The organism is Adhaeribacter swui, from assembly GCF_014217805.1.
GTDB classification, from domain to species: Bacteria; Bacteroidota; Bacteroidia; order Cytophagales; family Hymenobacteraceae; genus Adhaeribacter; species Adhaeribacter swui.
This window is the reverse complement of sequence record NZ_CP055156.1, coordinates 3,939,879-3,953,607: the sequence shown is the minus strand read 5'-3', so window position 1 is coordinate 3,953,607 and position 13,729 is coordinate 3,939,879. Positions and strand designations below refer to the sequence as shown.

General features: G+C 43.7%; 8 protein-coding genes. 4 read left to right on the top strand and 4 right to left on the bottom strand.

All coding sequences use genetic code 11. The features are described 5' to 3' along the window. Nucleotides 1–547: 547 nt before the first annotated feature. From HUW51_RS16510 to HUW51_RS16500, 3 genes are all read right to left on the bottom strand, one after another. Complete coding sequence (locus tag HUW51_RS16510; protein WP_185270727.1) at nucleotides 548–1,687, bottom strand: efflux RND transporter periplasmic adaptor subunit; 1,140 nt, start codon at nucleotides 1,685–1,687, stop codon at nucleotides 548–550. Beyond that, nucleotides 1,677–4,916, bottom strand: a complete 3,240-nt coding sequence (locus HUW51_RS16505) for an efflux RND transporter permease subunit (RefSeq protein WP_185270726.1) — start codon at nucleotides 4,914–4,916, stop codon at nucleotides 1,677–1,679. The genes HUW51_RS16510 and HUW51_RS16505 overlap by 11 nt, the downstream gene beginning before the upstream one ends. A gap of 570 nt (nucleotides 4,917–5,486) precedes the next feature. Then, entirely contained in the window at nucleotides 5,487–6,893 is a 1,407-nt protein-coding gene (locus HUW51_RS16500) for a TolC family protein (RefSeq protein WP_185270725.1), read from the bottom strand. Between the two features lie 603 nt (nucleotides 6,894–7,496). On the opposite strand from HUW51_RS16500, the gene HUW51_RS16495 reads away from it, so the two are divergent. The 4 genes from HUW51_RS16495 to HUW51_RS16480 all read left to right on the top strand — a co-directional run bounded on the left by HUW51_RS16495 (nucleotide 7,497) and on the right by HUW51_RS16480 (nucleotide 12,961). Further along, nucleotides 7,497–7,979: an ankyrin repeat domain-containing protein gene (locus HUW51_RS16495; RefSeq protein ID WP_185270724.1), complete on the top strand. Its 483-nt coding sequence runs from the start codon at nucleotides 7,497–7,499 to the stop codon at nucleotides 7,977–7,979. Nucleotides 7,980–8,456: 477 nt separating this feature from the next. Continuing rightward, the gene (locus HUW51_RS16490) at nucleotides 8,457–8,936 is read left to right on the top strand and encodes a tail fiber domain-containing protein (protein ID WP_185270723.1); all 480 of its coding nucleotides are present in this window, start codon (nucleotides 8,457–8,459) and stop codon (nucleotides 8,934–8,936) included. 387 nt (nucleotides 8,937–9,323) lie between these two features. After that, entirely contained in the window at nucleotides 9,324–11,762 is a 2,439-nt protein-coding gene (locus tag HUW51_RS16485) for a TonB-dependent receptor domain-containing protein (protein ID WP_185270722.1), read from the top strand. 467 nt (nucleotides 11,763–12,229) lie between these two features. Further along, nucleotides 12,230–12,961 (top strand): DUF72 domain-containing protein, encoded by a 732-nt coding sequence (locus HUW51_RS16480; RefSeq protein ID WP_185270721.1) that lies wholly within the window; start codon nucleotides 12,230–12,232, stop codon nucleotides 12,959–12,961. Nucleotides 12,962–12,971: 10 nt separating this feature from the next. Here HUW51_RS16480 and HUW51_RS16475 read toward each other — a convergent pair whose 3' ends face one another. Then, nucleotides 12,972–13,691 carry a ribonuclease H-like domain-containing protein gene (locus HUW51_RS16475; RefSeq protein ID WP_185270720.1) on the bottom strand — a complete coding sequence of 240 codons (720 nt, stop codon included), beginning with the start codon at nucleotides 13,689–13,691 and terminating at the stop codon, nucleotides 12,972–12,974. Nucleotides 13,692–13,729: the final 38 nt, after the last annotated feature.

Genomic DNA, 13,729 nt, shown 5'->3' with positions numbered 1-13,729 from the left:
TAACTACCCGCGCATCCACGAAAGTTAAACTTTGTTGTGGTTCCAGTCACTTAATAAAATTATTCTTATCTCTCTAAAAGGTATTTATACGCCCTTAACCTATCGCGAGCGTGGACGCTCGCACCAGTATTTAAAGATTTTTAAATTTTAAAAAATTTAAAAATCTGCTAATCTACTATGAAATAAACAGCGGTAACCAGGTGCAAGTATTGACGCTAAACTGTCCGAGCGTTCAGCGAATTTTTAGCGTCTTGACTTTTTTTGGTTCTTTTTGTGTCAAGACAAAAAGAACAGAACCTTAGCAATGAAACAACTTCAATAAGAAACTAATGCTAGGACTGTAGCTATGCGAACGAGAACTTTTTAAGCTAACTTGATTCGAAAGGGCTGGTACAGCGGCTATGCGAACGAGAATCTGCAAGTCACGGAAGTAACTTCCGCGCCATAGTAAGGGAAATAGCAAAGCACGATGTAAATACGCGCCATATTTATCATCTATGCAAACTAATACAGCAAGCACAAACAGCACACTCGCGCTAGCGAAAACTTACTGCCCTAATTGTACCCGCGGCAACTCCGAGCCATCGCGTATTTCATCCGTTGCAACGGTTACCAACTGGTCACCGGGATTTAGATTTCCGTAGATTTCTACTTTCTCCTCTGCTTGGCGGCCTTTATGAACCTCTACCCACTGGGCTTTATGATCGGCTACTTTAATTACAAATATTTTCTCGGTAGAAGCCACTACCGCACTGGTAGGCACCACAAAGGTGCTGTCTTTGGCGGGTAAAGGTAGGTTTACTTCGGCGTACATCCCCGGTAATAGTTTACCGTTAGTATTGGCTACGTCCATTTCCAGGCGCTCGGCGCGTAAACGGGTATCCAGCGCCCCGGCCATGCGTTTTACCTGGGCTTTGAATTCTTCGTTCGGTAAGGATTTCACTTTAAACGTTACCTGGTCTTGCTTGCTTAACAGGCCGGTGTACATTTCCGGCACCGATACCACTAAACGCAGTTTTTTCTGTTCCTGCAAGGTTAACAAAGGAAACTCCGAGCCTTTACCAGATGGCCCTACGTAAGCGCCGACGCTGACATTCCGAGCCGTAACCACTCCGTTAAAGGGTGCCTTTATCTCCAGATAATTACGGGTAGCCACTACCGACCGGTAAGCTGCCTGCGCGGCTTCTAACTGCGCAAAATCCGAATTCTGTTTAGCTAAGGCTTGGTCCAGGTCGTTGGGCGAAATGGTGCCGGGCGTTTTACTGGTTTCCAGAAGACGTTGATAATGCGCTTTACTGGCGGTATACAAAGCTTCCTGCGATTTTAACCGCGACTGCGTTTCGGCGAGCCGGGAGTTTAGTTCGGGCGCTTCTAGGCTCACCAGCAATTGCCCTTGCTTTACCTCCGAGCCCACATCCACGAACATTTTCCGGACGTAACTATTTTCCTTGGCGTACAAATCAACCTGGTGAAAGGGCAACAGCTCGCCGGGAATCTGTAGGTTAGAAGAAATTTTTCCTTTTTGCAACGTAATCACTTCTACGGGAGGAGCTTCTACCATTTCGGCATTTTCTTCGTTTTTACTATTGGCCGAGTGACAACCGGAAAAACACGAGAGCAACACCAGACTACTACCCACTATTATTTTGCCCGAAAAAGCATTTATTTTTAAAAAATTAATTTTCATGGAGTGAGGGAATATAAAATTTACTTTCCTTGTCTTCCGGATCTAAAGATACGGATTGGGTGCTGGCCTTACCTTGCACCCAGGCAAAAACCAACGGCAAAATAAGCAAAGCCGCAAACGTAGAAGCAATTAAGCCCCCAATTACCGCCCGGCCCAAAGGCGAAGCCTGATCGCCGCCTTCGCCCAGACCCGAGGCCATGGGAATCATACCGGCAATCATGGCCAAACTAGTCATTAATATGGGTCGCAGCCGCAAAGCCGCCGCTTCTTTCGCCGACTCCAGCGCATTGCCGTTGTGCCGCCGCAAATGTTCGGCATTGGTTACGAGTAAAACCGCATTAGACACCGACACGCCCACCGACATAATCATGCCCATGTACGATTGTAAATTAAGCGTAGAACCGGTTAAGAGTAGCAAAGCTAGAGAACCTAAGATTACGGCCGGTACCGTGGATAATACCACCAGCGAAACTTTAAATGATTGAAAGTTGGCAGCCAGCATTAAAAAAATCACCACAATGGCCACCAGTAAACCCGACTGCAAACTATCCAGGGTTTCGTCGAGGGTGCGGGATAAACCAGTAGTTTCGATGGTTAAGCCGCGGGGCAATTCACCTAATGCTTTTATAGCCGCCTGCACGTCCGCCGAAGCCGTACCTAAGTCTATTTGGTTTAAATTAGCCGTTACCGAAATTACCGGTAAAACACCCACGTTGTCGTTTTCGCCGTAAGAAGTGGCTGGTTCTATATCGGCAACATCGCTTAAAACCGGCCGGGTGCGGTTAGCCATCAACGGGATTTCCCGGATATCGTTGATACTGGCCATGTTGTATTCCGGCACTTCTACCTGCACGCTGTAGGTTTGGCTGGCTTTATCATCTACCCAAACGTTTTTCTCGATAAACCTGGACGACGACGTAGAAGCTACCAGCGACCGGGAAATATCCGACACGCTTAAACCTAGCTGCGAAGCCCGAGTACGATCGATATTAATGTTGATGGTCGGGTATTTAATGGCCTGCCCGATTTGCACGTCGCGGAGGTAAGCAATTTGCTTTAGTTTTTGCGTTACTTTTTGGGCATACTCTTCATTGAGCTTTTTGTTCTTGCCCGATACTTTTACTTCGATGGGCGTAGGCGAACCCTGGCTCAAAATTTTATCGGTCAATTCTATAGGCTCGAAAGATACCCGCAACTCCGGCATGGCGGCTTTAATTTCTTTCCGGAACCGCTCTTTGAGTTCGTCCATATTCACGTGGTAATCTTCGCTTAAATTTACCTGCAACACGGCTTCCTGGGGGCCGCTCATGAACAAATAAATAGGCGCCGTAGAATACTGACCCGGATGCTGCCCGATAAAGGCGGAAGAAATTTCAATATTTTCTTTACCCACCATGTTTTCGAGCACTTTTAAAGTTTTTACCAGTTTAGCTTCAGTACGCTCGATACGGGTTCCATCGGGAGCCCGCAAACGCACCTGAAACTGGCCGCTGTTTACTTTGGGTAACACATCGCGGCCAATGGTAGTGAGTAATACCGCCGAAATGCCCAGCGCCAACACCACGTAGCCCAACACTATTACTTTTCGGCGCGGCAGCATAACTTCGATCCATCGCAGAAAACGCAACCGGAATTTATCAAAACGCGTTACTTTCCCATCTTTACTGCCTTCCAGTAATATTTTCTTTTGATCCCAGGTATCTTCCAGGTCGTGGTTGGTATGGGATGGCGGCAAAGCGTGGTTGGTTTTATGATGATCCTGCATGAGCCAGTTTGCCATAATGGGTACAAAAGTTTGCGCCAGCAAATACGATGTAATCATGGAAAACCCAATGGCTAAAGCCAGCGGCAAAAATAAAGCTCCCGGAATGCCCTTCATGGTTAAAGCCGGGGCAAACACCGCCAGAATACAAAACAGGATTAACAGCTTGGGAAAAGCAATTTCCTGACAAGCATCCCAGATAGCCAAAGCTTTGGGTTTACCCATATCTAGGTGCTGGTGAATGTTTTCGATGGTTACCGTGGATTCGTCAACCAATATACCAATCGCCAGCGACAAACCACTTAAGGTCATAATGTTGATGGTTTGACCGAAAAGATATAGGAATAAAACCCCGGCGATGATGGAAGTAGGGATAGTTAATATCACAATGAGCGCTCCCCGTTTGTCGCCGAGGAAAAACAATACCATTAAACCGGTAAGAATCGCCCCGATTACTCCTTCGGATATCAAACTTTTCACGGAGTTAATCACGTAAACTGACTGGTCGAACTCATACGATAATTTCACGTCGGGCGGTAATTGGCTTTGGAAGCGGGGCAGCGCTTTTTTTAAATTTTTAACTACCTCCCAGGTCGAAGCATCCGCAGATTTAGTAATTGCCAGATAAACCGACCTCTTCCCGTTTACTAAGGCATAACTGGTAGTTACGTCAGCGGCATCTTCCACGGTGGCAACGTCGCGCAAATACACGTTATGAATGGCGCCTTTATACAAAGGTATATTTTCAAAATCCTGCACCCGTTTAATAGAGGTATTAGCGGGCGTTAAATAATTATAGTCCCCGATGCGCACGTTACCCGCGGGCGAGTTTTGGTTGTATTCCCGCATCGCCAAAACTACCTGGTCGGGCGTTAGATTATGCGATCGCAATAATTCCGGATTAACTTTTATCACAATAGTGCGCACATTTCCCCCGAACGGTGGCGGTGACACCAAACCCGGAATAGAGGTAAACGACGATCGCAAATAGGTATTGGCCATATCCTGCAATTCGTTGTTGGAGCGGATGGCGCTACTTAAAACCAATTGCCCCACCGGCAAAGTAGTAGCATCAAAGCGCATGATAAACGGCGGCTGCGACCCCGGCGGGAAGAGCACTTGCCCCCGGTTGGTAAAGGCGGTTACCTCGGCGGCGGCCTGGGCCATGTTGGTGCCCTCGTAAAAAGTTAATTTCATGAGGGTAAGCCCTTGAATGTTGCGGGTTTCTATGCTTTTTACCCCTGCCACGTACAACATCAGGTTTACGTATTGTTTCCCGAAGTAGGCTTCCATTTGGGACGGGGTGTAGCCGCCGTACGGGTGCGAAATGTAAATTACAGGCAGTTTAAGGTCCGGAAAAATATCTATTTTGATGTTACGAATGGCATTGATCCCAAAGAAAAACACTCCCGCCACAATTACCATAATGGTAATGGGTTTTCGTAGCGCACTCCTGATTAAATCCATCGTGGATAATTAGTGAAATTAAAATTTTGATCGCGCATTTTAGCGCGCATTTACTTTCATGCCTTGCTTCTCTATTATGGCGCGGAAGTTACTTCCGTGACTTATAGAACAGTGCAAGTTGTTAATTCAAAAAAAGTTCTCGTTCGCATAGCTACAGTCCTAGCATTAGTTTCTTAGTGAAGTTACTTCATTGCTCAGGTTCTGTTCTTTTTGTCTTGACACAAAAAGAACCAAAAAAGTCAAGACGCTAAAAAATCGCTGCCGCTCAAACAGTTTAGCGTCAATCTTTGCACTTGGATAAGGCTACTTGTTGCATAGCTAGCTTAAAAATTTAAAAATTTGATTTTTATAAACTTTAAAAATCTTTGTCATTCATTCCGAAACTATTTGGCTATGTAGCAACATCGTTACATAGTGTGTAAGCCTCTTCTTTGTGTCACATCACTTAATTATCCTTTGAGAGTGATACACCTAATTCCTTCATAAACATTTTAATTACCATGGTTAAGTAGATAGCAATAATATGAAAACTCTCCTTCTAAGCTTAGGAGGAGCATGGGTGTCTATTTTCTAAAATTCATTTGTAAAAATACTCAGGTCACCGGCGGCGGCGGCTTGGAGCAGTAAGGCTTGCCAGACATTGGTATTGGCGATATCGCGGTCAATTTCGGCCCGATTTAAGGTGTATAGAGCTTGGGTGATATCCACGATGGTGGCCAGGCCGTTGCTGTATAGTACATTCTTTTGCAGATAGGCGTTCGAGGCTGCCTGGATCTGGATAGGCGCTTCGCGGTAATTGCTCAGGGCGTTCTGCACTTTGTTTTCGGCCAGGTTTTTTTGCGCTTGCAGCCGCTGGTTCGCTAGTTCATATTCGGCATTTAAACCCCGGGTGGTATATTCCTGGGCTTGTACCTGCTGGTGTATGCGCAACGAACTGGTTAAATTCCAGACCAGGCCCACGCCCACCAAATAATTGCCGCGGGTGGGTACTATGCCTTCGCGGTAGCTTTTAGTGTAAGCCTGGGTATTTAATTCGTTGTAATCGTACCCAAAACCGGAGCCCCTCCCCTGCAGCACACTGAAAAACGAAAATGTAGGATATTGTAAGGTGCGAAAATACTTTTCCCTTTCCTGGCTTACTTTTACCCGCTGCCGGTAAAAAGTTAAAACCGGGTGGCCTTCTGTTGGCGAGTTGGTAGTAGCCGCAAAAACTACCGGTACTTTAGTGATAAAGGTACTATCCAGGCGAAAACCTTGGGGCAATATTCCTAATAACTGGGCGAGTTGGTTGCTTTGTTCTTGTTCGGTATCGCGGCTACGGGTTAAAGCTATTTTGGCGCTGGACACTTCGGCGTTGGCCAGCGACGAATCAACCCCGGGGTTTAAACCGTTTTTCGCCCGGGCAACTACTACCCGCTTCAAAGCCAAAGCCCGTTCCAGGTTGCGTTCCTGCGATTGGGTAAGCCGTTGGGCGGCTTGCAAATTTAAATAAGCGGCCGCAACCCGTACTTGGTGCTGAAATTGTTCCTGGGTTAAATCCGCTTCGTCCTGCGACCGGGATGCTTTAGCTAGTTCAATCCTTTCGCGCGCCTTACCAAAAGAGAAAAAATCCCAGCTCACGTTTGCCAGATACAAAGAACCAAAAGCCGCGTTCCAGTTTTGGTTTTCCATGGGTGGGCCCGAAGAAGAAGAATTTAAACCCCGGAAGCCATAGAAAGCTCCGTTTTGTCCGTTAATTGTGCCGTAATCGTGCTGCCCCGAAATGCTGAAATCCGGCAAATATTCTTTTTGGCTTTGTTTTACTGCGGCTTCGGCGGCCAGAACGTAATTGGTTTTGGCTTTAATGGTCCCGTAATTGGCCAAACTGGTTTGCAGGGCCTCGGGTAAGGAAAGAACTTTATCCTGGCAATTAGCTTTAACTGAAATAAATAAAACGGCAGCGGTAATAAAAATACGAATACTACTTTTTGTAAACATGCAGGTAACAAATAAGCTGTAGTGCCAGCAGAAATAGTAATACTACACAAACATGATAAATAAAACAGGCATTTTTTAACAAACCTTTAAAAAATTATTGCATAACCCATCATTTTTAAAGCCGCTGAAACAAACCAATATTGCCTTTATTTAACTAAAAAATAAGAAGTAGCTTTGTTTTTTAAAAATTTCAAATTTTACACCTTCAAACCCCGTCAACTTTGATAAAAATTTAAAAATGCAAGTTCCTTAATCCATTAAGCTGTAGCTAAAACGTACTTCCGAATTTTTCTTTCGTTATCATTATTTTTCACCCTCGTTACCCCGATAATCACGGCAACACCGGCATTTAAGATTCTCTACTCTGAATGTATATCTTACCGGTAAGCCAAATTAATTCCCAACCTTGTTGAGCCATTTTGGTAGTATGGCCGTACTTTATCTAACATAAACCGCCTGCAAGTTGCTTTCCGGTTGGTTGCTGCAAATGGTAGCTGCTATAATCTTCGGTTCAATTTCTTATTTTTGAGCTTTATATGCTAGTTCGCGCCATTACGCAATTTGGAGCTAAGCAATTATTTTTAAAAATTTTAAATTTTAGATATGTCTTTTTATTCTTCCGAACCTTCTGATTTGCTTTTTGATGCCGTCCGTAAAGGCGATGTTGCCCTGATTCAGGAGTTGTTGAGCCAGGTAGCCGATATTGATGTGCAGAATGGCCGCGGTTTTACCCCCCTGATTTTAGCTACCTACGACGAACACCTGGAAGCCGCCAAATACTTAATTGAACGGGGCGCAAACGTAAACCACCAGGATTTAGCCGGCAACACCGCCTTAATGGGCGTTAGTTTTAAAGGTTATCCCGAAATAGCCCAATTACTGATTGCTAATGGAGCCGATTTAAATTTACAGAATGGCAGCGGTGGCACGGCCTTAATGTTTGCCACCATGTTCGGGCGAAATAAAATCGTGAAGATTTTGGTAGAAGCCGGAGCTGACTTATCTATCCGCGACAGCCGGGGCCTGACGGCATTAGATATGGCTTTGAGCCAGGGAAACGTAGAAGCTATACCTTTCCTGAGGTAAAATATTTTAACCTCTAAATTCTTAAAAGCCTCATTTTAATAAAATGAGGCTTTTGTTTTTAATGGCTTATCTTATTTTTCATGCTATTTTCAACTTAACCACTTTTAATTTCAACCGGTTTTCACAAAACGATATAAATATAATATTTCCAAGTACACATCTTTTCGTGAAAACAACTTGCAAACCAACTTATTAATGAGATTGGGCAATCCACCATTTTAAATAAAACCTGTCTAACTTTTACCGGAACTTTTTAAATCAGAAAATCAAATTTTTAAAAAATTACAAATTTAAAAGTTCTAAAAAGGATGTAAATTGCATCAATTTTAATAATAAGCCAGTATATACCTTAATAACCTATAAAATTGTTAAATTTTAATCTAATTTTAATGTGTCTTTAATTTACTTTTAATTTACAGAAATTACTTTTGTGTTAATTAATAACAATAAATGTTTAACCCCTAAATTTCAAATAAAATGAATATCTTAAAATATAAAATAGCCGCAGCCGTAATTGTATTTTTCAGTAGTGCTTCGTTAAGTTTTGGCCAGCAAATTCCGGAACAAGAATTAAAAAAGAATATCACGCCCTTGGAAAATGCTTTAAGTTATGTGCAAAAGTTAGAGCCTAAAGCGTACGAGTACGATACCCGCCGTTTTAATAGGCTTAACTTACCAGTCGGTCAGCAATACGGTTTTCTGACCGATGACGTGCAAAAAGTATTACCTAATTTGGTAAGCTCACAGTCGCAGTCGTATATGGTAGCCAAAAACACCTACCGCAATACTACTTTAAAAAATACCGACCTGGAGAGTTTAGTGCCTTTGTTAGTAGCCGCCATTAAAGAGCAGCAACAACAAATAGATGAACTTAAAAAACAGTTGGACGCTACCCAAAGACCTTCCAACCAAAATACCAGTCAGAATACTACTCAAAAAACTACTCAGAGTAACTAATAATAAATTAGCCCTGCGGGGTTGCTTCCCTTAAAAGCTTTTATTTCCTAAATCATTTTTGTCCGGAAACCGACAGCAGTGAGGCAGGAAGTAAAAGCTTTTTTTATTTTAATCCTTTCGCTAATTTTCGCCATAACTCAATTTTTTAAAATTATCTGTCCCGCACGGCGCCTACCTAAATTTTCAATAATCCGCCTTTCTCTCATCAGTTTTACTGTTCGAAATTATTACAGAATTGTACGTTATCGTACACTATTTTAGTCCCTAAACCTACACCATATTATACAAACATTTAAAAATCAGATATTTAAAAATTAATTTCCAGATTGGTACAAAAGTAGAAGATGATAGCATAAGAACTCCAGCTCTTATTCAAACAAAAACATCATGAAGAACTTGTACCGTTATCTTAGTGCTTTTCTCCTGCTTTTTACCTGCCAACAAAGCCTGGCCCAAACGGCTAACCAACTTACCGGTATAGTAAAAGATGCCAAAGGAACCGTAGTGCCTTACGCCAGCGTAGCCGTGGTACAAACCAATACCAAAGCTATAATTACCGGCGCTACCACCGATGAACAAGGAACATTTGCCATTAAAAGTCCGGCTACCGGCACTTACCTGCTGCGCGTTACCGCTATTGGTTTTACCACTTTAGATACGTCCCCTTTTGAAGTAAACAGCGCGGAGTTCTCGAAAAACTTTGGCACTTTAACCGTGCAGGAAGATGCCAAATTATTAAAAGAAGTTACCGTACAATCGATGCGCCCCAAAGTGGTAGCTCAGGCCGATAAAATGGTGGTGAGTGTGGATGGTACTGCCCTTGCCGCCAGCAGCACTGCTTACGAAGTTTTAGCCAAATCGCCGGGCGTATTCATCGACCAGGATGGCAACATTCAGCTAAACGGCAAAGCCGGCATTCAAATCATGATTGATGGTAAATTAACGTACTTATCCGGAAAAGAGCTGCAAACCATGCTGCAGGGCATGTCGGCGGAAAATTTAAAAGATATTGAAATTATAACCAACCCCTCAGCTAAGTACGATGCCGAAGGTAACGCCGGAATTTTAAATATTAACCTGAAAAAAAACTCGCTTACCGGCATGAACGGCAGCGTGTACGTGGGCAGCTTCCACAACGGCATGTCGGGATTAAGTACGGGAGGTACCCTCAATTATAAAAAAGGAAAATGGAGTACTTCGGCCAATATTGATGCGGCACGCCGGGTATTCTACCGCAATGCCATGTTTAACCGCGAATTTAATACCGATAGCAGCAGCAGTAAGCAAAAATCAAATGGCCGGCAAGAAGATATTCGGCAAGTACCTTCCATGCGCTTAACCACCGATTACGATATTACGGATAAGCACAGCGTAGGCGTAACGGCTAATTTGTATTACCAGGATTTCGATAGTGAATTTATAACGCGTACGTTCACTTCCAATGGCAACCCCGAAGTAGATTCGCTTATTACAGCTACTAACTTAATTAACGGTCAGTTTTCAAACTACACCTTTAACGGCCATTACATGGGCAAACTCGATACGGCCGGCACTACCCTATCTGCGGATGTAGATTACGTAATGATTAATAACAGCTCTAATTCCCGGTTTTACAATTTATACCAGCAGCTTAATAACGGTAATTCGCGGTTGGTTTTACCCGGCAGCGACAACCCTTCGGACTACAATATCTTTTCGGCCAAAACCGATTTTACTAAGCCTTACTCCAAAGATACCAAACTGGAGCTCGGGGCTAAATTTAGCCGGGTAGTTTCGGATAACGATTTACGTTTCTTTTATAACGTAGATAACGTGAACGTGCCGGATGCTTTAAAAAGCAACCACTTTATTTACAAAGAAAAAATACTGGCCGCCTACGCCAACTTTAACACCAAGCTAAGCGAAAAATGGAGTTTGCAAAGCGGTTTACGCGCCGAACAAACTTTAGGCGAAGGTAACCTGATTACCACCAACACTACTTTTAAACGCCATTATCTGAATCTTTTCCCGAGTATTTTCCTGATGAACAACATCAGCAAAGATTACCAGATTTCTTATAACTATAGCCGCCGCATTAACCGCCCCCGCTACGAAAGCTTAAACCCGTTTGTGTTCTACATCGACCCGTATACCTATGCGCAGGGTAACCCGAGCTTGCGCCCGGCTTATACCAACTCTTTTGAAGTGACGCAAACTTTAAAAAGTAAGTATATTTTTAAAATGGGCTACGCGGTTACTACCAACTTTATTGCCGAAGTGCCGGAACAATTTCCCGAGCTGAACCGGACCGTGTTTATGCAAAGCAACGTGAAACGCTACGAAAACGTGAACAGCAACCTGGTATTACCCATTAAAATTTCGAAGAACTGGGATATGAACAACACTTTTAACGTGGCTTACCAGGATTATACCATCGAACAAAAAGAACGGTCGTTGCGGAACAAGCTGTTAAGTTACTACGGCCAATCTACCCAGAATATTCAATTACCCAAAAAAGTGCGCCTGGAGGTAAACGCCTTCTACCAGGGGCCAGGAGCGTATGCCTTGTACCGCATTTCCGGATTGTGGGGTATTGATGTGGGCCTGAAACGCTCTTTCCTGAACGACAAGCTGGAGTTCTCAGTAAACGTAAACGATATTTTCCGGGGGCAGCAAATAATCGGCCGGGCTAATTACAACGGCAACATCAACGAATTCGACCAGTATTTTGGCTCCCGGAGCTTGCGGCTAAACCTGCGCTACCGGTTTAACAAAGGCGCCAAATTTGAAGAGAAGAACCGCAACACCAACCTGGAAGAACTAAACCGGGCCGGTGGTAACAATTAAAGAAGCAAAGGTATTTACCAGAAAGATTTTTATAAACAATTAGCAATCCATCCTAAAAGTCCGGTGTAAAAACCGGACTTTTTTATTTTTCGGGAAGTAAGAATAACAAAATTTTAAAATTTCTCTTTAAACACCAAGTTGTATTGGGAGTTGTACTTGTACTTAGATTTAGCGAAATGTTTCAAGCACTTATGAGTTGTACTTAGAGTTAGCATAGCGCTCTAAGTACTTTTCGTGCCGCCAATCTCTGATTGGCGTATCTGTATATCTGAATGCTGGTAAACGCCAATCCGATATTATTTGTCCGGAAATTGCGGAGAGCCCGATCACGCGAACGCTCCGCATAACGCGGGAACATTATATAAAGCAGGTTAGTGGCATTTTTACCCGAGTCCGAATTATAATTTTTTAAAAAATTAACACTAAACCCTGCATCTAGAAACCAGGTATACCGGGGTAAAAAGCAAATGGAGGATACGCGCAAAATCTGGGTGGGCTGTTCGGGTTATCATTACAAGCATTGGCGCAATATTTATTACCCGGCTGGCACGGCTACCCCGGATTATCTAGCGTATTACTTAAAGGATTTTAGCACCGTCGAAATTAATAATTCTTTTTACCGCTTACCTACTCCCGAAACGTTTACGGGTTGGTACGAGTCCGTTCCGGCCGACTTCTTATTTGCTGTAAAAGCCAGCCGGTTTATTACCCACATGAAAAAGCTGAAAGATCCGCAGCAATCGCTGCTTCGGTTTCTGGAAAATGTAAGTTTTTTAAAAGAAAAGCTTGGCCCAATCTTGTTTCAATTGCCGCCGCAATGGTCCTGCAATGTAGATCGTTTAGAAAACTTTCTGCAAGCCCTGCCACCTTATTACCGCTATACGTTCGAGTTCCGGGATCATAGTTGGTATAATCCCGAGGTATATCAATTATTAGCATTACATAAAGCAGCTTTTTGTATTTACGATTTAGAATACCATTTATCGCCGCTGCAAATTACCGCTGATTTTGTATACGTGCGCCTGCACGGGCCAGTGAATAAGTACGATGGCAGCTACTCCGAAGAAACCTTAACCGAATGGGCCAGCCGGTGCAAAGCCTGGCAACAAAGCGGCAAAGAAGTTTTTATTTATTTTGATAACGACATGCACGGGTACGCTCCTTATAATGCCCGGCGTTTACAGGAACTGGTGCAGTAAGCTAAGTAAATCAGGCCAGCAGAATATCTTCGGGTTGCAGCATGGGTAAACTTTTAAACCGGAGTAAAAGCTGGGCCACCGTTACTACGTCCTGCTCACAATACCGGCTAATTTTTAATAAATCGCACTCTTCGTAAAATACCCGGGCCACATCCGAGCCGTCCATTTCGGTTTTGGGACTCGGAATTTTAAAAAGTGCCGCCAGCAAGTCCAGTGATACGTAGCTGCGCGAATCGCCAAAACGCCACAAATGCAAGGTATCCAGGTGCGGTACTTCCCAGGGTTTTAGTCCGGTGCAATCCACTAGTTTAGGGATGCAGATATCGTTTACCAACATGCGGCGGCACAAATACGGTATGTCAAATTCTTTAATGTTATGGCCGCACAAACAATGGCTTTTGCCGGTAAACTTGGTATTTAATAACTCGCACAACTCCAGGAGTAATTCTTTCTCTTTGGTATTGGCAAAAGATTTCAGGCGCAGGGTGTAATGGCCAGCCGAAGTTTCGCGTAAGATGCCGATGGAAATGCAAACAATCTGGCCAAACTCGGCGTGTAAACCAGCCCGTTCGTAAATATCGGCGGGGTCGGGTTCTATTTTGGCTAACTGCCGCGACTTTTTAGCCCACAATTCCTGAAACCGTTCGTCTAAATCAGCAAAGTTGGCCTGACCCGGCACCGTTTCAATATCTATAAAAAGCAGGTCTTCCAGTTTAAGCTGTGCGAACATAATACAAGTAGGTCAACAGAAAGCCAATAATAAATTAA